This is a genomic window from Polymorphobacter sp., assembly GCF_051860865.1.
Lineage (GTDB): Bacteria > Pseudomonadota > Alphaproteobacteria > Sphingomonadales > Sphingomonadaceae > Sandarakinorhabdus.
Map to the genome: position 1 here is coordinate 15,597 of NZ_JBIMKZ010000029.1, position 20,769 is coordinate 36,365.

General features: G+C 63.0%; 22 protein-coding genes and 4 pseudogenes. 14 read left to right on the forward strand and 12 right to left on the reverse strand.

From position 1 onward, the window contains the following. A partial coding sequence (locus ACTIFJ_RS07355) for a winged helix-turn-helix transcriptional regulator (RefSeq protein WP_439533451.1) occupies positions 1–181 on the reverse strand: 181 nt, incomplete at its 3' end. Between the two features lie 93 nt (positions 182–274). On the opposite strand from ACTIFJ_RS07355, the gene ACTIFJ_RS07360 reads away from it, so the two are divergent. The 8 genes from ACTIFJ_RS07360 to lepB all read left to right on the forward strand — a co-directional run bounded on the left by ACTIFJ_RS07360 (position 275) and on the right by lepB (position 5,220). Continuing rightward, positions 275–670 carry a VOC family protein gene (locus tag ACTIFJ_RS07360; protein WP_439533452.1) on the forward strand — a complete coding sequence of 132 codons (396 nt, stop codon included), beginning with the start codon at positions 275–277 and terminating at the stop codon, positions 668–670. A gap of 96 nt (positions 671–766) precedes the next feature. Continuing rightward, positions 767–1,120, forward strand: a complete 354-nt coding sequence (locus tag ACTIFJ_RS07365; RefSeq protein WP_439533453.1) for a VOC family protein — start codon at positions 767–769, stop codon at positions 1,118–1,120. A gap of 27 nt (positions 1,121–1,147) precedes the next feature. Beyond that, positions 1,148–1,510, forward strand: coding sequence for a GFA family protein (locus ACTIFJ_RS07370; protein ID WP_439533454.1), 363 nt, complete (start codon positions 1,148–1,150; stop codon positions 1,508–1,510). Positions 1,511–1,544: 34 nt separating this feature from the next. Continuing rightward, on the forward strand, positions 1,545–2,201 hold the full coding sequence (locus ACTIFJ_RS07375) for a glutathione S-transferase family protein (RefSeq protein WP_439533455.1): 657 nt from the start codon (positions 1,545–1,547) through the stop codon (positions 2,199–2,201). Next, a complete protein-coding gene (locus tag ACTIFJ_RS07380) occupies positions 2,194–2,994 on the forward strand; it encodes a VOC family protein (protein WP_439533456.1) in 801 nt (266 codons plus the stop codon). Before ACTIFJ_RS07375 ends, ACTIFJ_RS07380 begins: the two co-directional genes overlap by 8 nt. Positions 2,995–2,998: 4 nt before the next feature. Next, positions 2,999–3,673: a glutathione S-transferase family protein gene (locus ACTIFJ_RS07385; RefSeq protein ID WP_439533457.1), complete on the forward strand. Its 675-nt coding sequence runs from the start codon at positions 2,999–3,001 to the stop codon at positions 3,671–3,673. Between the two features lie 216 nt (positions 3,674–3,889). After that, the gene (locus ACTIFJ_RS07390) at positions 3,890–4,231 is read left to right on the forward strand and encodes an EF-hand domain-containing protein (protein ID WP_439533458.1); all 342 of its coding nucleotides are present in this window, start codon (positions 3,890–3,892) and stop codon (positions 4,229–4,231) included. Between the two features lie 92 nt (positions 4,232–4,323). Beyond that, complete coding sequence (gene lepB, locus ACTIFJ_RS07395) at positions 4,324–5,220, forward strand: signal peptidase I (RefSeq protein ID WP_439533459.1); 897 nt, start codon at positions 4,324–4,326, stop codon at positions 5,218–5,220. 115 nt (positions 5,221–5,335) lie between these two features. Here lepB and ACTIFJ_RS07400 read toward each other — a convergent pair. Together ACTIFJ_RS07400 and ACTIFJ_RS07405 are read right to left on the reverse strand one after the other, a co-directional pair. Further along, positions 5,336–6,101 (reverse strand): annotated as a pseudogene (locus tag ACTIFJ_RS07400) (IS5 family transposase). A 12-nt stretch (positions 6,102–6,113) separates the two neighbouring features. After that, positions 6,114–6,548, reverse strand: a complete 435-nt coding sequence (locus ACTIFJ_RS07405) for a hypothetical protein (RefSeq protein WP_439533460.1) — start codon at positions 6,546–6,548, stop codon at positions 6,114–6,116. A gap of 263 nt (positions 6,549–6,811) precedes the next feature. Here ACTIFJ_RS07405 and ACTIFJ_RS07410 point away from each other — a divergent pair, with 263 nt between their 5' ends. After that, the gene (locus ACTIFJ_RS07410; RefSeq protein WP_439533461.1) at positions 6,812–7,198 is read left to right on the forward strand and encodes a hypothetical protein; all 387 of its coding nucleotides are present in this window, start codon (positions 6,812–6,814) and stop codon (positions 7,196–7,198) included. A 236-nt stretch (positions 7,199–7,434) separates the two neighbouring features. Here ACTIFJ_RS07410 and ACTIFJ_RS07415 read toward each other — a convergent pair. Both ACTIFJ_RS07415 and ACTIFJ_RS07420 read right to left on the reverse strand, forming a co-directional pair. Next, a pseudogene (locus ACTIFJ_RS07415) lies at positions 7,435–8,437 on the reverse strand (IS3 family transposase); the annotation flags it as partial. Next, positions 8,432–9,054: pseudogene (locus tag ACTIFJ_RS07420) on the reverse strand (IS3 family transposase); the annotation flags it as partial. The pseudogenes ACTIFJ_RS07420 and ACTIFJ_RS07415, both read right to left, overlap by 6 nt. Positions 9,055–9,111: 57 nt before the next feature. On the opposite strand from ACTIFJ_RS07420, the pseudogene ACTIFJ_RS07425 reads away from it, so the two are divergent. Further along, a pseudogene (locus ACTIFJ_RS07425) lies at positions 9,112–9,213 on the forward strand (IS630 family transposase); the annotation flags it as partial. A 39-nt stretch (positions 9,214–9,252) separates the two neighbouring features. On the opposite strand, the gene ACTIFJ_RS07430 reads toward ACTIFJ_RS07425, so the two are convergent. The 3 genes from ACTIFJ_RS07430 to ACTIFJ_RS07440 are packed head-to-tail and all read right to left on the reverse strand — an operon-like array spanning position 9,253 to position 11,449. Continuing rightward, entirely contained in the window at positions 9,253–10,131 is an 879-nt protein-coding gene (locus tag ACTIFJ_RS07430; protein ID WP_439533462.1) for a DUF5681 domain-containing protein, read from the reverse strand. Further along, entirely contained in the window at positions 10,128–10,847 is a 720-nt protein-coding gene (locus ACTIFJ_RS07435; RefSeq protein ID WP_439533463.1) for a DNA-methyltransferase, read from the reverse strand. The genes ACTIFJ_RS07430 and ACTIFJ_RS07435 overlap by 4 nt, the downstream gene beginning before the upstream one ends. Further along, positions 10,745–11,449 (reverse strand): ParB/Srx family N-terminal domain-containing protein, encoded by a 705-nt coding sequence (locus ACTIFJ_RS07440; RefSeq protein ID WP_439533464.1) that lies wholly within the window; start codon positions 11,447–11,449, stop codon positions 10,745–10,747. Before ACTIFJ_RS07440 ends, ACTIFJ_RS07435 begins: the two co-directional genes overlap by 103 nt. Positions 11,450–12,084: 635 nt before the next feature. On the opposite strand from ACTIFJ_RS07440, the gene ACTIFJ_RS07445 reads away from it, so the two are divergent. The 3 genes from ACTIFJ_RS07445 to ACTIFJ_RS07455 all read left to right on the forward strand — a co-directional run bounded on the left by ACTIFJ_RS07445 (position 12,085) and on the right by ACTIFJ_RS07455 (position 15,676). Beyond that, positions 12,085–12,993, forward strand: coding sequence for a helix-turn-helix transcriptional regulator (locus ACTIFJ_RS07445; protein WP_439533465.1), 909 nt, complete (start codon positions 12,085–12,087; stop codon positions 12,991–12,993). Between the two features lie 76 nt (positions 12,994–13,069). Continuing rightward, positions 13,070–15,160 (forward strand): FAD-dependent oxidoreductase, encoded by a 2,091-nt coding sequence (locus ACTIFJ_RS07450; protein ID WP_439533466.1) that lies wholly within the window; start codon positions 13,070–13,072, stop codon positions 15,158–15,160. A 93-nt stretch (positions 15,161–15,253) separates the two neighbouring features. Further along, a complete protein-coding gene (locus ACTIFJ_RS07455; protein ID WP_439533467.1) occupies positions 15,254–15,676 on the forward strand; it encodes a hypothetical protein in 423 nt (140 codons plus the stop codon). Between the two features lie 135 nt (positions 15,677–15,811). On the opposite strand, the gene ACTIFJ_RS07460 is transcribed toward ACTIFJ_RS07455, so the two are convergent. From ACTIFJ_RS07460 to ACTIFJ_RS07475, 4 genes are all read right to left on the reverse strand, one after another. After that, positions 15,812–16,396, reverse strand: a complete 585-nt coding sequence (locus tag ACTIFJ_RS07460) for a hypothetical protein (protein WP_439533468.1) — start codon at positions 16,394–16,396, stop codon at positions 15,812–15,814. A 22-nt stretch (positions 16,397–16,418) separates the two neighbouring features. Further along, positions 16,419–18,698 carry a xanthine dehydrogenase family protein molybdopterin-binding subunit gene (locus tag ACTIFJ_RS07465; protein WP_439533469.1) on the reverse strand — a complete coding sequence of 760 codons (2,280 nt, stop codon included), beginning with the start codon at positions 18,696–18,698 and terminating at the stop codon, positions 16,419–16,421. Next, positions 18,695–19,510, reverse strand: coding sequence for an SDR family NAD(P)-dependent oxidoreductase (locus ACTIFJ_RS07470; protein ID WP_439533470.1), 816 nt, complete (start codon positions 19,508–19,510; stop codon positions 18,695–18,697). Before ACTIFJ_RS07470 ends, ACTIFJ_RS07465 begins: the two co-directional genes overlap by 4 nt. Positions 19,511–19,632: 122 nt before the next feature. Continuing rightward, the gene (locus ACTIFJ_RS07475; RefSeq protein WP_439533471.1) at positions 19,633–20,130 is read right to left on the reverse strand and encodes a PRC-barrel domain-containing protein; all 498 of its coding nucleotides are present in this window, start codon (positions 20,128–20,130) and stop codon (positions 19,633–19,635) included. Between the two features lie 206 nt (positions 20,131–20,336). On the opposite strand from ACTIFJ_RS07475, the gene ACTIFJ_RS07480 reads away from it, so the two are divergent. Then, positions 20,337–20,612, forward strand: coding sequence for a hypothetical protein (locus ACTIFJ_RS07480; RefSeq protein ID WP_439533472.1), 276 nt, complete (start codon positions 20,337–20,339; stop codon positions 20,610–20,612). Positions 20,613–20,769 lie beyond the last annotated feature (157 nt).

A 20,769-nucleotide genomic window follows, 5' to 3' on the forward strand; every position in this document is an offset into this window, starting at 1 on the left:
AAATGCCGGGCAGACTGGCGCGCAGGTCGGTAAAGCGGCGCGACCCGAACATTAATTCGCGCACGATCAACAGTGCCCAGCGTTCGCCCAGCAGCTCCATTGCGAAGGCGGTTCCGCAGGCATCGCCATACCACCTGCCGTGCAACGATTGCCATGATTGAGTTACCTTTTGAAAGTTCATAGTTGCATTGTGTAACTAACTACGTCAGCCTTGGCAAGGTCGAGTCGCAGGACCGACTCCGGATTGGAGAGTGCCAGGACTAGAACGATCTTCGTGAACCTTCCTGTCGCCGACTTGGCCCGATCCACCACCTTCTATGGAGCGCTAGGCTTCGCGAAGAACGATGCATTCTCCAACGAGCAGGCGAGCGCGATGGTCTGGTCCAACGCGATCAGCGTGATGCTGCTGGAACATGCGTTCTATTCCACCTTCACCGACAAGCCGATTGCCGACACCCGCGCGGTCAGCGCCGTGCTCAACTGCCTTTCATTCGACGACAAGCCTGCCGTTGATGCCTTCCACGCCGCCGCGAAGAGCGCCGGCGGCAGCGAACCGCGCGCAATCGAAGATAAGGGCTTCATGTACGGCGGCGCGATTGAAGACCCGGACGGTCACACCTGGGAAACGATGTGGATGGATCAGAACTGGACGCCGCCCACGGGCGCGTGATCGATCAGTCGCAAGCGAGGAGAAGGCAGTGATGGACGCCGTGGACGGCAAGCGCATGATCTTCGGCGGCTTCGAAACCATCTTTGACGAGAGCGCATGAAGATGAAGGTCGCCAACATCTTTGTCTCGATCGGTGTCGCGGACCATTCGGCGGGCTGCGCCTGGTGGTCCACTGTGATCGGGCGCGAGCCCGACCGCCGTCCCATGCCGAGCTGCTGCGAATGGGACCTGACCGATACGGTGCTGTTCCAGGTGCTCGACAATCCGAAGCAGGGCACGGTCGATATCGTCTCGCTGCGGGTCGGCGATTTGAACGCCGAGATCTCGCGCCTGCGCGATGCCGGTTTCTCCATCGACGAGCCGGAGCAGGTGTCCGGTTTCGACACCTTGCGCATTGCCACCCTCGCCGACCCCGACGGCAACACCCTCAACCTGCTGGGCGGCGAATAGGCGCTCCCCGCAAGAAGGATCGACGCCATGCTTGACGCCAGTTGCCACTGCGGAGCCGTCAGGTTCCAGGCTCCGACACCCACCGAGATTACCCGCTGTAACTGCACCTATTGCGACCGGGTAGGTGCCCTGTGGGCCTATTGCCCACCGGACGAATTTACGCTGAACAGCGATCCGGCCGAGCTAATAGAATATGCCCCAAATCAGGGCGCGCATTTCAGCTGCGGCACCTGCGGAATGGTTACGCACGGCCGTTCGCCCGACTGGTCGGACACAGACAAATCGCCCGATTCAGGGAGCGAAAAGATAAGCTACAACGTGCGGATGGACGTCGATTTCGATCGCTCTGCGGTGCCCGTGGTCGAACTCGACGGCCGCAGTCAGTGGTGAGAGTGCCATTCCATCGAACCAGAGGAGAGCGATAATGGCAAACGATCGCGTAACCATCTGGACGCTCGACTGGGTGCCCGACGGCCCGCGCGGCTTCGTGCGCGACATCCGCCTGCGCTGGGCGTGCGAGGAGGCCGGCATTCCCTATCGCATCGCGACCGTGTCCTTCGACGGGCGCGAGACCAATCACCTCGACCGGCAGCCGTTTGGCCAAGTGCCGATGCTGGAGGACGGCGCCATCCGCTTGTTCGAAAGCGGGGCGGGTCTCATTCACCTTGGCGGCAAAAGCGACATCTTGATGCCGGCGGACGAGCGGGGCCGGGCCGAGACGATCCAATGGATCTTCGCCGGGCTGAACTCGCTCGAGATGGTCACCATGCCTTGGGTCGTGCTGCAATGGTCGAAGGAGGACGTGCCCACCATCTCTGGCTGGCTCGATAACCGCCTTGCGCAGATGGAATCGGTGCTGGCGGATCGCGAATGGCTAGTGGCGGACCGCTTCACACTCGCCGACCTCGTCATCGCCGACGTGCTGCGCGTCGATCTAGTTCGCAAGCACGGCGACCGGCCGGCGAGCGAGGCCTATGTCGCCCGCATCACCTCCCGCCCCGCCTTCCGCAAAGCATACGCCGACCAAATGACGCATTTTGAGGAGGCGGACGAAACCCGCAAGGAGGACGACAATGGCTGACAGCGATACCGGTGCCTTCATCTGGTATGAACTGATGACTCCCGACCCCGATGCCGCCAAGATGTTTTACGACGCGGTGATCGGCTGGGACATCGGTCCGCGCGATGTGGGCAATGGCAACATGGACTACCGCATGATCCGTCGCTCCGACGGCGGCATGGCGGGCGGCGTGCTCGTGCTGTCGCAAGAAATGCAGGACGGCGGCGCCCTGCCGGCGTGGTACGGCTACGTCCACGTCGCCGATGTCGACGCAGCGAAGCAGGCTTTCGAGGCGGCGGGCGGAACGGTCCATTTCGATCAAACGATGGACGGCGTGGGCCGCATGGCGCTCGTCACAGATGCGCAGGGCGCGCCGCTCTACGTCATGACGCCCAACCCGCCCGAAGGCGATCCCGACGCGAAGAGTGATGTCTTCGACTACGAGAAGGCACAGCATGTCCGCTGGAACGAGCTGTCCACTACCGACCAGGACGGGGCGATCGCCTTCTACACCGGCCTATTCGGCTGGCGGCAGGAGGGAGCAATGCCGATGGGTGAGTTGGGCGACTACAAATTCCTGTATCGCGGCGAGGGGATGATCGGCGCGGTGATGGCAAAGCCGCCGAGCATGCCGCAATCCAACTGGGTCTATTCCATCGGCGTCGACGACATTGACCGCGCCACCGCCGCGGTGAGCGCCGGCGCCGGCGCGCTGATCGAGGGACCCCACCAGATCCCGGGCGGCGAATACAGCGCCGTCTGCACCGATCCGCACGGCGTTGCCTTTGGTCTCGTCGGTCCGCGCAAGGAGTAACGCCATGCTCACCCTCTATGGAGTGCCGCCCACCCGCGCGGTCCGGCCGATCTGGCTGATCAACGAACTAGGGCTCGATTGCGAGTTTGTCAGCATCTTCCCCTTCGACGAAGACAGCACGCGCGCGGTGAAGGCGATCAACCCCGTCGGCCTGGTGCCCTATCTGGTCGACGGCGACATCACCGTGTCGGAATCGGTCGCGATCATGCTTCATTTGGCCGAAGCGCACGGCGGCGGGCGGTTCGTGCCCAGCGATGCTGCGGACCGCGCGGCGATGAACCAGTGGAACTTCTTCCTCGTCACTGAGATCGAGCAGCCGCTTTGGCGCGCCGGTCTGCACCAGGTGATTTACCCTGAGAAAGAGCGCAACCAGAGCGAGATCGCGCTCGCCTATCGCGATTGCCGTCGGTTTCTCGAACCGCTCGAGGCGCATCTGGACGGCCACGAATTCCTGGTAGGTGACAAGCCGACCGTGGCCGACTTCAACGCCGCCTACACGCTCGACTGGGCGGACTCGGAAGACCAACTCGACGCCTCGCCCAATTGCCGCGCCTTCGTGGAGCGGATGTATGCCCGCCCTGCGGCGCCGGTGCGGATCGCGGAGGGCTTGGCCTATCTCGATGCGGGCCAGACCGCGCCGCGCTACCGCCGCGATATTGAACGCACAGACCACCAATAATTGAGAAACACGAGCAGGAGTGAACGTCCTTCTACCGCTGGAGACGGCCTGGCATGTGATCCCATCTTCGCAGCGCTGGCGGCGAAGGGCGGTATGAGCAGCTGAATGCGACCTGTGGCAGCGCCGGCAGGGCCGGAGCTTGCGGATGCTGAGAGCGTATAGCAACATACTGAAAATTCACCCGGGCACGGTGGCAGAGCAGGAGGCGAGACATCCATGTCATCAGCGCGGCAGCCTAAGAAGACAGACACGATCGAGATCCGCTTGGCTGATGAAGTCAAATCGGCATTTGTCGAGCAGTGCCGCCGAGAGGGGCGGACGGTAAGCGAAACAATCCGGGCATTGATCGCGCAGCGGCTCGCGCCGTCGGAGATCATTTATAAGGCGCCGCCCACCAGTTGGCGGACCGCAATGGCGGCCTTCGTAGGACTTGTGCTGGGTGTCGGCATCGCGGTGCCGTCGTTCGCACGGCCTGCCTGCGACAGCCGGCAGGAGTTCAGTCAGTTCGATCTAAACGGTGACGGGGTGGTGACATTGCGCGAGTTCCAGAATCGCTGAGCGGTCCGGAAGACCCTGTCCGGACGCAATGGGGCCGATGTCCGGACACGGCGCAACTGGACTTCATAGCGCTTGCCATGCTCCTCGGCATCATGATCAACGAGACTTACACGGCTGACCGCAATACCTGGCTGACCGAACTGCGATCGATGCTCGGGCTGATGTTGCTGGTGTTCGCCATTCATGGTGCCGTCGCCAAGCCATTCTACATTCCTTCGGAATCGATGATGCCCGGTCTGCAGGTCGGGGACCGGCTCATCGTCAGCCGATTTCCCTATGGCTGGTCTTACGCGTCCGTGCCATTCCACCTCCTACCGCCGCTTGAAGGCCGTCTGCTCGGTAGCATGCCACAGCGGGGCGACGTGGTGATCGTGGCCCCACTGGACGCCGCCCACCATGGCGAGGACTTGATCAAGCGCGTTATCGGCCTGCCAGGCGACATGGTACAATTGGTCAGCGGGCGCCTGTGGCTAAACGGGCAACCGGTCAGGGCAGCGGCCGTCGGTCCGCGCCTGCTTCCGGTTGACGGCAATTTCCACTGCGATGCGGACGACGCCGATCCGCAGCGAGCCTTTCCGGGCTTTTCCGGAGCGCGCGTCATCGGGACGGCAGGCAGGCTTCTCTGCAAGATCAACGTCGTGCGCGAGACGCTACCGGGCGGGCGCAGCTATGAAACCCTAGATTTTGGACCAAGTGCGTCGGACAACATGCCGCCTTATCTAGTGCCGGAAGGCCGTGTGTTCCTCATGGGAGATAATCGCGACAACAGCGCCGACAGCCGGGTTGCTGTCGCGTTCGGCGGCCTGGGCGGCGCGGTGCCGGTCGAAAGCCTTGGCGGTAGGGCGGAGTTCATAACCTTCTCCCTTTCCGGCTCGACAAGCTGGAATCCCTTGTCATGGCCGGCAGCCTTCAGGCGTGACCGCTTCGGCTTGCCACTCAGGCCTGCGGAGGCGACCAATGAACCAGTCGGGACTGGTGGTCCGACCTGATCCGGGTTGCAGCCTGTAGGACCCGGGTCCAGGTTACATGTGTGGCTGCCGTTCTGATTGTGTCCGTAAGGGGACGGCTGCGGGGGCCGCATCTGGATGGAAAGCATTCGACTGGCTAGGCCGTAGACTCATAAGCGCGCAGCCACAGGCGCATTGAGGCGAGCTGGATCATGGCGAGGAAGTTGGCGGCGAGCTTGTCGTAGCGGGTGGCAACGCGGCGGAAGTGCTTCAGCTTGGAGAAGAACCGCTCGATCAGGCTGCGCTCGCGGTAGAGCCGCTTGCTGAAGCAGGGTTTCCACTTGCGATTGCTCTTCGGCGGGATGTTGGGCGTGGCGCCTTGGTTCTGGATCAACTCGCGGATGCGGTCTGCGTCGTAGGCCTTGTCCGCCAGCACAATGGTGTGGGGCCGAGGTGATCGAGCAGGCGGTCTACGATCTGCCCGTCGTGCGTATGCCCCGCAGTCAGGCCGAGCCGGATCGGGAGCCCTTGCGCGTCGACGACGACGTGGATCTTGGTCGTGAGCCCACCTCGGGAGCGACCGAGACAATGATCTGGACCCCCTTTTTTGCCGTCGCAGCCTGCTGGTGCGCCCGGATGGAAGTGCTGTCGATCATCTATATCTCGCCGTCGTGCGCGGCGCTGATGGCGTCCATCAGCCGGTCCCACACACCTGCCCTCCGCCATCGTGAGAAGCGGTTGTAGCAGGTGGTGCGCGGGCCATAGCGCTCGGGGAGGTCGCGCCAGGGTGCGCCGGATCGCAGCACCCAGAAGATGCCGTTCAACACGCGGCGGTCATCTACGCGCGGCACGCCTCGTGGCTTGTTGGGCAGGAGCGGTTCGATCACGCGCCACTCGAAGTCGGTCAGGTCATATCGGCTCATGCCGATCCTGAATCACTTTTTAGGCTTAGGGTGAATCTGTTTTTTCCACGCCGTTGCTTCAATCAACGCTGCTGCGGCCAATCGGGAAAAGCCTTCCTCGAAGCCGTCGAACGACAAATGTGATGGATGGGCACATCCTCCACCAGACGAAGCAGCCCACTGCGCCAAGACTTTCCTCGCCCGTCGTATACGTTCTGCGCTCGACAGCTTCTCCCACTCTCCCTGATCAACCCTAAAGCTGAGGTGTGTCGACTCTTGATCGCAGCTTCGAACCGTCGCGCGGATCGCAAAATCATCCCGAAAGATCAGGATGGCGTCGATGTTTGGGTTCGACTGGCTCAACGTTCTGGTGCAGCCAAAGCTGTCGAAGCCCGAGGCGCACCGCTCGCTGGCGAGCCAAGCACCAACCCGCTCGTCACTCGGCGCGCTCGGGGCCGCAAGCAGCATAGCAGAGAGAGCCGCAGCTAGCATCGTGCCACGATACATCCGTCAGCCGATCGAGCCAACCGATCACCGCCGCTTATGAGTTCACAGCCTAATTTGATGCGAAGTCGCATTCAAGCAGGACAAGTTCGAAATCCATCTATAATAACGACATATAAGATGGTCGGGGCAGATATGACATCTAATGCAGCTGGATCAAAGTTGACCGGTGCGGCCACCGATGGAGTTAACCAAAAAATAAATAAAACCTGCGGAGCAGGTGAGTCATGTTGATGACAATAAAACCTGAGATGAAATCTTGGCTAATACTATTATTCCCTACAGCTCCTATTTTTGCGATAGGTATTTATGTATTTGTTGGAGGCGCTTGGTTCGGAGGAGCATGTTCAATAATTTTTGGTATTATTTGTATTCTTTACAATGCATCTTTAAGAATTATAATCGATAATGAGTTTATTATGCTGAGAAGATATGGTCTGCAAGTTTGGCGTATGTCAAAGAGGGGAACAATAATTGTCGCGGGTAAAGGTGGTGATTTCAATATATTGCCTGCCTATGTGTTGCAAAATGTACAAAATAATGAATCTAATTATATTTTAAAAAGCTGGATATCGGATGAAAAAATAAAACAAATAGAAAGCTTGCTGGCATAGTTTTTGTACATAATGGTGATTTTTGTTTTTTGCGTTAACATCATGCAGTGCGCAACATTTTTGCGCTATTTTGCGATATAATTATATTTTATGACGACCTTTTGGCGTCTGACATCTGTTTGTCGCTAAAGGCTGACGATCCGAAATTTGTGCGCTACGGGTTTAAACGACTGCGTGACGGCGAGACGCGCTCAAAGCGCATTTTCCCACTGACGTGCACCCCTGATTGGTACCGTTCAGAAGTAGAGTCCTTTGCTTTGATGGCTGATGGTTGATTTGATGGCAACCGGGTTGGGGGCATGCCCCCAACCCCGTTGGCCGGCGATCTCGGCGGGGGTGCGCCCGCCCAGTTTCGAGTGCGGCCTGACGGTGTTGCAGTCATGCTTCCAAGCGGCCAGGATCGATCTGGGGTGGGCCAACGAGGTGAACAGCGTCTCGTTGAGGCATTCGTCGCGCAGCCGGCCGTTGAAGGATTCCACAAAGGCGTTCTGCGTCGGCTTGCCCGGCGCGATGTAGTGCCATTCGACGTGCCGTTCCTGAGACCAGCGCAGGATCGAGGTCGACGTCAGCTCGGTGCCATTGTCGCTGACCACCGTCAGCGGCTGGCCGCGCGCGGCCAGCACGCCATCAAGCTCCCGCGCCACCCGGGCGCCGGACAGCGACGTGTCGGCCACCAGCGCCAGGCACTCCCGCGTGAAGTCGTCGACGACGCACAGGATGCGGAAGCGCCGGCCGCACGCAAAGGCATCAGATACGAAGTCGAGGCTCCAACGCTGGTTCGGCACCTGCGGCATCGTCATCGGCGCCCTGGTGCCCAGCGCACGCTTGCGGCCGCCACGGCGGCGCATCTTCAACCCTTTCTCCCGATAGATCCGCAGCAGCTTCTTGTGGTTTGGCGCCAGCCCTTCACGCGCCAGCAGATAGCCCAGGCGCCGATAGCCGAACCGCCGCCGTTCGCCGGCCAATTCACCAGTCTGACGCGCAGGCCTGCATCATCGGGACGCGTCGGTTCATATCGAACCACCCGCCTCGCCACACCGATCAGACTGCACGCCCGCCGCTCGCTCAGCCCGAACTTCTCCCGGGCATGGGCGACCGCATTCCGCTTCACGTCGGGCGTCACCATTTTTTTGCAGAGATGTCTTTCAACACAGCGATGTCCAGCATCGCCTCCGCCAGCAGCTTCTTCAGCTTGGCGTTCTCATCCTCCAACGACCGCAGCCGCTTGGCCTCGGACATCGTATCGCTCATGGGCCAGCCCACGACGCGCCTGGAGAACAGGTCGATGACGGCGGCGACGTAGAGCCAGCCCTCGGCGGTCCAGATGTAGGTGAAGTCGGCAACCCACTTCTCGTTCGGCGCGTCGGCGGTGAACTGGCGATCGAGCACGTTGCCGGCGATTACCGACCGTTTGCCGTCGTCCCTGGGCAGCCCGCGCCGCCGCGGGCGCGCCTTCAGCGCCTGCTGGCGCATCAGCCGCTCGACGCGATGCAGGCCGCATGACAGGCCTTCGGCCAGAAGATCGTGCCACACCCGCCGGGCACCGTATGTCCGGTAGCTGCTGATAAAGCTCGCCCGCGCCTTCGCGCCGAGCATCTCATCGCTCCGCGTCCGCGCGCTTGGCGCGCGCGACAGCCAAGCATGAAAGCCACTGCGCGAGACACCGAGCGCCCCGCAAAGCCACGACACCGGCCAGATCCCCTGGTGCTTCGCGATGAAGGCGAACCTCATATCGAGTCCCTCGCGAAGTAGGCGGCCGCTTTTTTTAGGATATCGCGCTCCGCTTTCAGCTTCGCGTTCCCGCACCAGCTCACCGCCTCGAGCTTGAACTCCCGGCTAAACCGTCGTCGTTGCATCATACCCTCCAGCTCCATGAAACACCTTATCTCGGTGTCCACAAAACCGGGGGCAGCTCAGTCGTCGCCACTTGGAAGCGCATCGGTTCGCGCCTCAACAGCTTCCCACCACACGAGTGTGCCAACTACCTCAGAAACTCAGGCTATGCTTCAATCTAAATTCAGTCGAGTCTAGCTAGCGCGATCCGACATCCGGCGCTAATAGCGCTCGATCTCCCAGATAAACGCGCACCTTTCGGCTTCTGCCAGTTGGTCATGAAGCCGATATTTCGCCTTGTTGGCCGTCACAAAGGTCTTCATTTCGAGTTTGGTCGGTCGCCGGTACTTATATGCGCGCCGCGTCAATTCATCCGGCGCCACATAGCGTAACATCAGCCGGATACGATGCTCATAGACCATGCTGTCGAAGACGAACGCTTCCATCCGCGCATCCCCCTTTTCCCTGGACTTCCAGCGAACCAGATCGTGCCTGATTTCGTCGTCTGCCTCGGCCGCCCTTCGCTGGAGCATCTGCCAATGGGCTTGCTCGGCCGCGGAGACCGGGCCAACAAAGATCGGCATCCCGTCGTCTCCGATGACGATATCGTCGGAATGCGGGTAAATGGCGGGCTCCGGCACGCCCCGCGACCGGGCCCTATCGATTGCATCGCCCCAATTGTCTTTGTATGTGACCGCGCGCTCTACTGTTTCGATCGCGTGGGCGCGGCGGCGGCATTCTGCCTTCTCGACCTGTTCAACAAATGTCTTCGCGGCAAGGCGATTGCCCTTGAGGCCAGCCAGCGCCAGAGAGCGGTAGACGGCGCTGACCGTCGCCAGTGTCGTCGGCTGGTCACCTTCGCGCAGCGATACCGGCCGATAGGCCTCGCTGATCAACACCAGGTCGACTGCGAGTGCGTCGCTGAGTGCGGGCGGCTGCGTTGACTGGCTGACCTTGCTGCCCTTCGGCCGACCATGCGGATTGCCGGACACGCCCTTCTTGAAGCGGTGCTGCTGAGGTGGCCGACTATATCCGACTTCGTATAGCACAGCCGCTTGCGCCGCTGCCTCGCGGGGCCTGTTCGGATCGTCCTCGGTCACTCGGCCGCCTCGGCCTGATTAGTGTCGAGGGATGCGGCCATCCTGTCCTCGAACGTCTCACCAGTGGCGGCGAGTGTCGCTCGCTTGCCGGTGAGGCGCTGCCATCGGCTGATGATGACGTCACAATAGCCGGTATCATACTCGATCAGCCGCGCCGAGCGGCCGGTCTTCTCAGCGGCAATCAACGTCGAGCCTGAACCGCCAAAACCATCGAGCACAATGTCGCCGCGTTTGGAGCAGTCGCGGATCGCGTCGGCGACAAGCGCCACCGGCTTGACCGTCGGGTGCATGGCCAGCTCATCCCCGCGGCTGGCCGAGATCGAACTGATGCCGGCATAGTCCCAGACATTGGTCCGGTACCGGCCGGTGTCACCGAGGCCAAAGCTGTTGGTGTGAGCGGCTGTGCCGACTTTCCAGACAAACACCAGTTCGTGCTTGGAACGATAGAAGCTGCCCATGCCGCCATTGGTCTTGTTCCAGACGCAAAGGTTCTTCAGCTCGGAGAACACGGCATGACCAGCGTTCAGCAACTCGCCCATGTGGCGCCAGTCCATGCATACATATGCAATGGCGCCATCCCGGCATACGCTCGCCATGGCGCCAAGACTGTCCGTCAGAAACGTGACGAACGCCGCTTCCGACATTTCGCCCGAGGCCATGGCGAACTCGCGGTGCTTGATACCTCCGGAGCCACAGACATGGCCGTCGATCGGCACATTGTACGGAGATCGGTGAAGACGAGATCGACCTGCTCTCTACCAAGAAGGGTGGCATAGCTTGTCCGATCCCGGGCATCGCCGCACAACAGCCGGTGTCGGCCCAGCAGCCAGATATCGCCCATCCGCGTGACGACCTGGCTTGGATATCCCGGGACCGCGTCCTCAGGGCCTGAGGGCGTCGCAACATCCGCCTCCCGGACATCATCGAGAACCAGATCAACCTCGGCCAGGCTAAACCCGGTCAGCTCGATATCGAACTGCAGGTCGATCAACCCCTGCAACTCGATCGCCAGGATCTCGCTGTCCCAGCCAGCGTTAAGTGCCAGCTTGTTGTCAGCCAGCACATACGCCCGCCGTTCAGCCTCCGACAGGTGGGAAAGCGCCAGCGTCGGCACCTCGGTCATGCCGAGCAGTTTGGCAGCCATCACGCGGCCGTGACCGGCGATGATCTCCCCGTCGTCAGACACCAGCACCGGGTTGGTAAATCCGAACCGGTCGATACTGTCGGCGATCTGCCGCACCTGCTTCTTTGAGTGCGTCCGCGCATTGCGGCCATATGGCCGGATGTCAGAAACCCGCTTGGTGACGATCTGCTGCATCATTGCCCGCCTTTGTACTGCCCACGAACAGCATAGGCGTTCACTACATGTTCTACAAGAACAAATCAGGAACAGTTCATCTTGATAACTGAACGGTTGATCGCGCCGCCCCTGTTACTGGTCGGCAAACTCTCGAAAGACCCGATGCGAGCCAAGTTCGTCGATGAGCTCGGCGATGCGCGGTCGCCCCGGGTTATTCCCGGCCGATCTCCCGCGAAGGCATCGGTCCATCCCCCAAGTCGGAGTCGCGAGCTTCAGATTTTGATGCAAGCGCCTCCTCGGCCTGATCCAGGCTACGCCATTCGCTGTTTTGCGATGAAGATTTCCCTGTTATTTGCACCGGATTTTTCGGGCCATTACGCCCATAACATCTTATGATCAGGGATAAAAATTCCTCATTTTCGCACGCCTCAAGGCGACATTTTTCCTCAGTTTCCCTGTTACCGGCCCATAACAGGGAAGTTGGCCATAGAGACCAGTTCGCTGCGGACTGCGACGCGCACCAAATACCCTGTCATGTCGATACAACCGGGCCGGCCGAGGTGGTGCCACTGCGCGCTCCGTGGCGCGTTGGTGCTTTGCCATAGGGCGCCACAGGTATATCAAGGCCTCGGGATCTGGCGGGGTGACAGGGAATGATTGTCGGGCAGACCAGCCATCATTTGCCGCATTTCAATGCCCAGCCCGAGCAGTTCACGCTGACGCGCCGGTTTCGATCGGCATCGCTGGTGCGGGAACATGGCACCGCCGGTGGCATGGCGATGCCCATCGCGCACTGGCGCTCGCGGCTTGAGGATGATGCCTTCACCCCGGGCTTCTCCCACCACAGCATCATTCTCCAGAATGCCGGGTCCGATGCCCGGCGCACCGACAGCCCCCGCTTTGCCGCGCGGCGCAGCGCCCCGGGACGGATCATCGTCATGCCCGCCGGCATGCAGGCGAAATGGCGATCCCCCAGCATTTCCGATCGCCTGCATTTCTACCTGCGCCCGGAATTGCTCGACATGGTGGCGGCAGAACTGGAGATGCCGGCCCCGCAGCTGCGCGATGACCGGGTCTTCGTGGTCGATGAAGCCTTGCGTGCGCTGCTGGAACGCTATGCGCGCAACCTGCTCCTTGGTGACGGCAGCGCGCTGGAGCGAGACCTGCTGACGATCGAAATTGTCGTATGTCTGCTGCGCCGGCACGCCGATGCAGGCGCCTGGCAACCACCGGAGGCGCGGCTGACGCCCTGCCAGCAACAGGCGCTGCGCGACATGATCGAGCGCCATCCCGATCAGCCGCTCGATCTCGGGACCATCGCCCGCGCCGTCGGCTGTTCGCCCGTCACCCTGAAGCGGGGTGCCCGCGCGGCGCTTGGCATGTCGCTGCATCAGTTCGTCATCGAGCGGCGGCTGGTGCACGCGGCCGGGCAGATCGTCGCCGGCCGCCCCATCGTCGACGCCGCGCTGGCGAGCGGCTTTTCCAGCCAGTCGCACCTGACCAGCCAGATGCGCAAACGCTGGGGCTGCACGCCGGGCGCGCTTCGCCAGTCCCGAATCTGACAGGCCGGCCCCTTTCTGGAAGAAGCCGGACCGCCGCATCGCTAGCCTCCTCGTCTGGATCGAACGAGGTACAATGATGGCTGATCATGCAGACACGGCTTTCCCCGGGGAAGTGACCTATCCCAACCTGTTCAAGCCATTCGCCCTCAAGGGGCTGGTGCTGCGCAACCGGATCATGCAGTCGGCGCACGCCAAGGGCTTCCACAAGAAGGAAGGCATCACCAACAACCGGGACCGCTATTATGCCGAGGCACGCGCCAAGGGCGGTGTGGCGCTGCTGACCACCGGCAACCGGCTGATCCATCCGACCTCCAACACCTTCATGCGCGGCTTTTCCTATGGCTACCGCCAGGACATGATCGAACGCGACCGGGCGATGACCGACGCCGTTCACCGGCATGGCGGCTACATCATCGCCCAGCTCAACCACTTCGGCGTCAATGGCTCGACCACGTCGATGGACGATTACCGGGTCCTGTGGTCGGCTTCCAACGTCAAGTCGCCGGCGCTGGGCGAGATGGCCAAGGCAGTCGAGCTGGAGGACATGGAGGAGTTGCGCGTCGGCTGGGTGCGCTCGGCCGAGTTCGCCAAGGCCGCCGGCTTCGACGGCGTCGAGATCCACCTCGCCCACAGCTATCTGCTCGAACAGTTCATCTCGCCACTCTTCAACAAGCGCACCGACGAATATGGCGGCAGCCTCGAGAACCGGCTGCGGCTGCCACGCGAGGTGATCGCCCGCGTCCGCGAGGCCGTCGGGCCGGACTATGTCATCGGCGTCCGCATGCCGCTCGACGAGATGGTGCCGGGCGGACTCGGCATCGACGAATGGGTCGAGGTCGGCCGTAACCTCGCCGCCGACGGCCTGATTGATTATGTCACCGTGTCGGCCGGCACTTATCATGTGCCGCAGTACATGATCCCCCCGGCCGATGTCAGCGCCGGCTGGCTGATCGACCGCTGCCGCCAGCTGAAGGCCGCCTGCCCGACGCTCGCCATCTTCCTCGTCGGCAATATCGACACCCCGGAGCTGGCCGAACAGGCGCTGGCCGAGAATGTCTGCGACATGGTGGCGATGACGCGGCCCAACATCGCCGATCCCGATCTCGTCACCAAGCTGCGCGAGGGCCGCAACGACGATGTCATCCACTGCATTCGCTGCAACCAGGGCTGCATCGGCCGGCTGTTCGATGGCGGGCCGATCACCTGCATCCTCAATCCTGCCACCGGCCGCGAGGAGATGTTCAACGACCGCACCATCACGCCGGCGGAAAAGCCCGGCCACTGGGTGGTGATCGGCGGCGGCACGGCCGGGCTGAAAAGCGCCGAAACCCTCGCACGGCGCGGACACCGCGTCACCGTGCTGGAGAAGGAGGACGTGCTGGGCGGCCAGGTCAATTTGATCATGAAGACCAAGCGGCCGAGCTTCGTCCATATCGCCGAGGATCTCGCCCATCAGATCGGCAAGCTCGGCGGCGAGATCCGCACCGGCGTCACCGCCGACGCCGACATGGTGGCGGCGCTGGCGCCGGACGGCGTCATCGTCGCCACCGGCGCCCGGCCGGACACCAGCGGCTTCAATATCGTCAATGCCGCCGTGGACCGGCTTCCGGGCGTCGACCAGGCCAATGTCATCACCGGCTGGCAGGCGATCGAAGACCCGGATGCGGTCGGCCAGAACGTCCTGATCCTCGATGATGACGGCAGCCGCTATGTCGCCGGCCTGTGCGAGCTGCTGCTGGAGCGCGGCAAGACCGTCCGCATCGTCAGCCGCCAGCAGGCGCTTTTCAACAAGATGAACACCACCCTCGATCTGCCCGTCATGTTGCAGCGGCTGTTGTCGGCGGGGCTGGAGTTCACCCCCAACTGCTGGGTGAAGACCCTCGATGGCCGGGCCGCCCATCTCTTCAACATCTATTCGGGCAAGGAATCGGTCATCGACGGCATCGACAGCTTCATCCTGACCACCGGCAATTTGCCCGTCGACGCGCTCTACTTCGCGCTGAAGGCCCGCATGCCCAATGTTCACCGCGTCGGCGATGCCGTGGCACCGCGCCGGCTGGAACATGCGATCTACGAAGGCTTCCTGGCCGGGCTGGAGCGGTTCGACAATTGGTCGAAATATATCGAGCCGGGCGATCTCGAAAACTTCCAGCCGTTGAGCAATTAGCGACAGTGCTGATTTTTGATTCCCTTTGATCTGGATCAATGCCGCTGCTGCCACGCCCAATAATCTCAAGCCATCGCAACAGGAGGCTTCGAGATGCGGATCGAGTTCAGCGAACTGGGCGTGGTGGCCCCCGAGGAAGTGGCGCGTCGCACCGAGGCGGCGCCGCCCAGGCCGGCACCGCCGCTCAGCTTCGACATGCCGGGGCGGGTGCTGATGAGCGTCGTGCTGCTGGCGGTCGGCTATGTCGGCGTGATGGCCCTGGCCTTTGCCGGCGGCCCCCAGGACATCGGGCTGGTGTTCATGGTGTTCGGCATCGTGCTCGCCGGCTTCTATGGGCTGCCCTATGTGATGGCCCGGGCCAGTGGCGGGCTGCAGCCGGGATCGTTCGAGCGGCGCGGCGCCTGGGGGATCGACACGGCGAGCGGCTATCTCTCCAGCCATGCGGCGCTGGCGCAGATCCTGACCGTGCCGGTGCTGATGCTGGGCTGGGCGCTCTTCGTCTACGCCATCATCTGACAAGAGTTTGGCGGCACAGCCGGGTATCCCGTTCCTCTCGCTCCCTCATTCGCACGGGAGCCCGGAGGTGCCGACCGAAGGAAAGGGCCGCGGCTTGCGCCGCGGCCCTTTTTGCCTGCCAGCGGCTTTTACCGGTCAGTGGTTTTCGGTCCGATAGGCGATCAGCCGGTTGGTCGGCTGCCAGCTCTTGCCGCCGTCCGCCGAACGCTCGCCCAGCTCGTTCCAGACGCCGGGCTGCGACATATCGATGGTGAAGCGCAGCATCGCCGGGCCGGCGCTGGCGGTCCAGCGGAAGCTCGTCGGGGTGACGAGTTCGGCCTTGGCGGTGACCATCTCGCCGAAGCCGAACGACCGCAGCTCATAGCCGCCGGTCTTGTCGTCGAAGGTGATCACCGCGAACGAGCCGGTGCCGGGCTTGTTGTCGGCCGCCGCGCCATGGCGAAGGCTCTTGCCTTCCAGCGTCAGCGCCAGCCCGCCGGCGTGCTCGTCGTTGTTCATCGTCTGGGTGAACGTGTAGCGGCTGCCATCGGCATTGAGCCGCTCGCCCTGGCCCAGCCAGCGGCCCTTCAGCCCATCGAGCTTCGCCATCGCCGCCTGCTGTGCGGCGAGGTTGCGCTGAGGGGTCTGGGCGGCGGCGGGCGTGCCCATAAAAGCCGTGATCGGCGCGACGGCGAGCAGCAGCGCCGCTCCCGATATCGTGAAGCGGTGCTGCATGGTCATTCTCCCCTGTTGGCTGATCCTGTTATTCGGCGGCAATCGGCAACGTCAGCGACCGCGCGATCTGCCAGAGCTTTTCGGGCGTCGCCGGCATTTCCAGCTGGGTGCCGTCGAGCGCATCGATGATCGCGTTCATGATCGAGGGCATGGCGCCGATCGTGCCCGCCTCGCCGCAACCCTTGACGCCGAGCGGGTTGGTTGGGCTCGGGGTGCCGCGGGTGTCGAACAGGATGGCCGGCGGCATGTTGTCGGCGCGCGGCACGCCATAGTCCATGAAGCTGCCGGTCACGAGCTGGGCATCGTCCGAATAGACGATGTTCTCGAGCAGGACCTGGCCCAGCCCCTGGGCGACGCCGCCATGGATCTGCCCCTGGACGAGCATCGGGTTCACCAGCTTGCCGAAATCATCGACGAGGCTGTAGCGGGTGACGGCGACCATGCCGGTATCGGGATCGAGCTCGATCTCGGCGACATGGCAGCCGTTGGGGAAGGTCGGCGCCGGCTTGCCGGTGGAGTAGCGGCTGCGGCCGTCGAGACCGCCGGGATGGCGGCTGGCCAGTTCGGCGAGGCTGAGGCTGGCGTTGCCGCCGCGCGCCTTCCACACGCCATCGGCATAGTCGACCGCATCGACCCCGAGATCGGCCCTGGCCAGCTCGGTGCCGCGCGCGATCACCTCGTCCGAGGCCAGCAGGCAGGCACCGCCGCCGAAGGCGAGGCTGCGCGAGCCGCCGGTGCCATTGCCCTGGTCGAGCCGGTCGGTGTCGCCCTGGACGATCCGCACCTGCTCCATCGGGATACCGAGGCGCTCGGCGGTGACCTGGGCATAGGCGGTCTCATGGCCCTGGCCGTTGGACTGGGTGCCGACCGCCATCTCGACCATGCCGTCAGCAGCGACGCGGACATCGGCAAACTCATCGGTGCCGCCGCCGCCGGCGATCTCGACATAATAGGCCATGCCGCGCCCGAGGCGCTTGCCGCGTGCCGCCGCCTCCGCCTTGCGGGCCGGGAAGCCGGCCCAGTCGGCCTGCTTCAGCGCCGCGTCGAGCACGGCGGGGAAGTTGCCGATGTCGAAGGTCAGGCCCAGCCCATTGGCATGGGGCAGTTCGTCCGGGGTGAGCAGATTGGTGCGGCGGATCTCGTCGACGCCGATGCCCAGCTGATGCGCGCCGGCCTCGACCAGTCGCTCCATGATATAAGCCGATTCAGGACGTCCGGCGCCGCGATAGGCATCGACCGGCGTGGTGTTGGTGGCGACGCCGTGGACGACATTGTGGATCGCCGGGATCCTATAGACGCCGCCGATGATGGTGCCGCCGGCCACGGTCTGGATCGCCGGGCCATATTGGGACTGATAGGCGCCGAGATCGGACCAGGTCTCGACGACCAGCGCGGTGATCCGCCCCTCTGCGTCAAAGCCCAGCGCCGCATCCGAGACCATGGCACGGCCATGGGTGTCCGACTGGAAGGCGTCGCCGCGCTCGCCGGTCCATTTGACCGGCCGGCCCAGCGCGCGGGCGGCGTGAAGGACCAGGCCATATTCCTGATAGACAAAGGTCTTCATGCCGAAGCCGCCGCCGACATCATGGGTGATGACGCGGAGCTGTTCGGGCGTAACTTTCATAACCATACCGGCCAGCACGCCGCGCATCCCCGCGACGCCCTGGCTGCCGGTGACCAAGGTGAAGCCGGTCTCGGCGTCATAGTCGCCCAGCGCGGCGCGGACTTCCATAGATGTCGGCGCGATGCGGTTCTGGACGACGCGCAGCCGTGTGACATGGGCTGAACCGTCAAGCGCGGCGCGGGCGGCGGCACCGTCCCCGGCCTGCCAGTCGAACAGCAGGTTGGTGCCGGCCTCGGGCCAGACCAGCGGGGCGTCGGGGGCAATGGCCGCCTCGATCGAGGCAACGGCCGGCAGGTCGGCATAATCGACCTCGACGGCATCGAGCCCGGCGCGCGCCGCTTCCCGCGTCTCGGCGACGACAAAGGCCACTGCGTCACCGACAAAGCGCACCCGGCCATTGGCCAGCATCGGACGCGGCGTCAGTTTGTCGCCGGACAGCGGAACCAGGCAGGGGATGTCGCCATAGTCGGCAACATCGGCATGGGTGTAGACAGCGACCACGCCGGGGACGGCAAGGGCACCGGCCGTGTCGATGCCGCGTATCTCGGCATGGCCATAGGGGGAGCGCAGCGTGGCGCCATAAAGCTGGCCCGGACGCGACACGTCATCGGTGAATTGCCCGTGGCCGGTAAGCAGCCGGACATCTTCCACACGCCTGGGGGACTGGCCCGCACCGAACTTCATGACTGCATCTCCCGAAAGCACGCGATATGGCCTGATATATAGTCTGGATAGCGCAACTCGATACCGAGTTCTCGCTTCATCTTGCCATTGGCCACCCTGCGACACTCTGCATAAAAGGCCCGCCCCTGCGGCGAAACCCGGGCGGTTTCCAGGCTCTCCAGCGGCCCGACTGGCAGGCCAAGCATCTGCTGGCAGAGCGCGGTGACCAGATGCCGCGGCGCCGGCCGATCGTCGGCGATGTTGTAGATGCCGGGCGCGCCGCGCGTCAGGCTGGCGAGCAGGGCGGCGGTAATGTCCTCGATATGGACGCGGCAGAAGACATGGCCGGGCAGGTCGATGCGCGGGATGGCGGCCTTCTGCAGCCGATCGAGCGTCGAGCGGCCGGGGCCGTAGATACCGGGCAGCCGGAACACACGGACGGCAGGATGCAAGGCGGCCCAGCCCTCGTCGGCCGCGACGCGGCCGCTGCGCCGGCCCTGCAGCGGTGCCGATTCGTCGACCCAGGCGCCGTGGGTGTCGCCATAGACGCCGGCTGAGGAGAGATAGCCGATCCATTGCGCGGGGGACGCCGCCAGCGCGTTGCGGTGGCGGGCCAGAACCGGGTCATTGCCATCGTCCCCGGCGGGCGGAATGGCGCTGATGATGTGGGTGGCGTCGGCAATGGCATCGCGCAGAGCGGGATCATCAAGCCCCATGACGCCGGACGCGGGCGTACTCCGCACCACAGTGTGACGGGCTGATGGAAAGGCAGCCAGGAAGGCACGGGCGAAATGGCCGGACGCGAAGCCGAGGCCGAGGCTTAGAAGATGCATGGCCGCCAGTGTACCGTCGCAGTCGTATGCCCGACAATAAACATCTTCCGCCCCGGCAGTGATGCCGGGGCGGAAGACAATACGCTACGCAAATGAACTGACGCTACGCTACCAAAAGAGAATCAGAGCACCGGTTTGGTGTTGGTGGCGATCTCGTCGATCGACGATGCGGTCGACTTGGCGGCGGGTGACGACATGCCGGGACGCGCGGGCGTGCCCGGCAGCTCAGAACTCATTGTGTTGCCCTCGATCCGAGGTCCACGATCATCGGCGAGCGTCCGGCCCCGCACGGCGCCCTGATAATGGGTATCGAGCATGCCGGTATCAAACGCCTCGACCTCGTCCGGGGAATAGGAAGGCGCCCGCTCAAGTGTGTCGCGATCGATGTGGACGCGGTAGCCGCCCATTTCCGGCTCATAGTCGAGCAGTGACCAGGGCAGGGGATGGTACTTTTCGCCGATGCCGAGAAAGCCGCCAAACGACATCACCGCATAGGCAACTTCACCCGTATGCTTGTTAATCATCAGCGAATGAATGCTGCCGAGGCCGTTGCCTTCGGCATCGATGACTTCGGTGCCTTCGACGCGGTCCGAAGAAATGAGGGGATTGTGGGCGCTCATGACAATTGCCTTTCGTGATGGCTCATGCCGAGGAAACGGAACCGACTATGAAACGTTCCTCAAATTTCTTTTATTGGGGCGGGGGGAACTTCAGCCACCGCCGCGCGTTGAGTGGTTTGGCCGTCACTGTGCAATGTGACCTGCCATTATGTGTTCTGGCGCCATGACCCCTGCGGCGCCTGTTTCAAACGGGTGGAGACATTGAAATGCGTATTTTCACGATGATGATGGTTGGCGTTGTGTCGGTCGGTCTGGCCGCCTGCAACAAGTCCGAGGAGCAGAAGGTCGCTGATACCGTGCGTGCCGATGCCGAAGTGAAGACCGACCTGATGGACGAGCAGGCCGAGGCCATCGAGGACCGCGGTGAAGTGATTGGCGATGCTGTCGAACAGCGTGCTGACGCGATTGCCAATGACGTGCGCGAGGATGCCGAAGCGGTCGAAGAGTCGGCGGAAGCTCGCGCCGACGCCATCGAGAAGTAAGGGAGCGGCGGCGCAACCTTCGGGTGCGCGTGCCGTAGTTTCTCTCGGGCCGGTGCAGAACTCCCCCTCGCTGCCCGCCCCCAATAATGACCCGGCGATGGAGCCCCCTCCCTCGCCGGGTCAACTTTGTCAGTGGTACGGGGACTTCCCGCCGTTT

Excerpts from the sequence above, each read along its gene's own strand:
- ACTIFJ_RS07460 (WP_439533468.1), bottom strand. The coding sequence starts at position 16,396 with ATGACCATGCAGCACCGCTTCACGATATCGGGAGCGGCGCTGCTGCTC.
- ACTIFJ_RS07455 (WP_439533467.1), top strand. The coding sequence starts at position 15,254 with ATGCGGATCGAGTTCAGCGAACTGGGCGTGGTGGCCCCCGAGGAAGTG.
- ACTIFJ_RS07365 (WP_439533453.1), top strand. The coding sequence starts at position 767 with ATGAAGATGAAGGTCGCCAACATCTTTGTCTCGATCGGTGTCGCGGAC.
- ACTIFJ_RS07410 (WP_439533461.1), top strand. The coding sequence starts at position 6,812 with ATGTTGATGACAATAAAACCTGAGATGAAATCTTGGCTAATACTATTA.
- ACTIFJ_RS07470 (WP_439533470.1), bottom strand. The coding sequence starts at position 19,510 with ATGCATCTTCTAAGCCTCGGCCTCGGCTTCGCGTCCGGCCATTTCGCC.
- ACTIFJ_RS07390 (WP_439533458.1), top strand. The coding sequence starts at position 3,890 with ATGTCATCAGCGCGGCAGCCTAAGAAGACAGACACGATCGAGATCCGC.
- ACTIFJ_RS07405 (WP_439533460.1), bottom strand. The coding sequence starts at position 6,548 with ATGCTGCTTGCGGCCCCGAGCGCGCCGAGTGACGAGCGGGTTGGTGCT.
- ACTIFJ_RS07480 (WP_439533472.1), top strand. The coding sequence starts at position 20,337 with ATGCGTATTTTCACGATGATGATGGTTGGCGTTGTGTCGGTCGGTCTG.
- ACTIFJ_RS07380 (WP_439533456.1), top strand. The coding sequence starts at position 2,194 with ATGGCTGACAGCGATACCGGTGCCTTCATCTGGTATGAACTGATGACT.
- ACTIFJ_RS07375 (WP_439533455.1), top strand. The coding sequence starts at position 1,545 with ATGGCAAACGATCGCGTAACCATCTGGACGCTCGACTGGGTGCCCGAC.
- ACTIFJ_RS07440 (WP_439533464.1), bottom strand. The coding sequence starts at position 11,449 with ATGCAGCAGATCGTCACCAAGCGGGTTTCTGACATCCGGCCATATGGC.
- ACTIFJ_RS07385 (WP_439533457.1), top strand. The coding sequence starts at position 2,999 with ATGCTCACCCTCTATGGAGTGCCGCCCACCCGCGCGGTCCGGCCGATC.
- ACTIFJ_RS07450 (WP_439533466.1), top strand. The coding sequence starts at position 13,070 with ATGGCTGATCATGCAGACACGGCTTTCCCCGGGGAAGTGACCTATCCC.
- ACTIFJ_RS07370 (WP_439533454.1), top strand. The coding sequence starts at position 1,148 with ATGCTTGACGCCAGTTGCCACTGCGGAGCCGTCAGGTTCCAGGCTCCG.
- lepB (WP_439533459.1), top strand. The coding sequence starts at position 4,324 with ATGATCAACGAGACTTACACGGCTGACCGCAATACCTGGCTGACCGAA.
- ACTIFJ_RS07465 (WP_439533469.1), bottom strand. The coding sequence starts at position 18,698 with ATGAAGTTCGGTGCGGGCCAGTCCCCCAGGCGTGTGGAAGATGTCCGG.
- ACTIFJ_RS07445 (WP_439533465.1), top strand. The coding sequence starts at position 12,085 with ATGATTGTCGGGCAGACCAGCCATCATTTGCCGCATTTCAATGCCCAG.
- ACTIFJ_RS07475 (WP_439533471.1), bottom strand. The coding sequence starts at position 20,130 with ATGAGCGCCCACAATCCCCTCATTTCTTCGGACCGCGTCGAAGGCACC.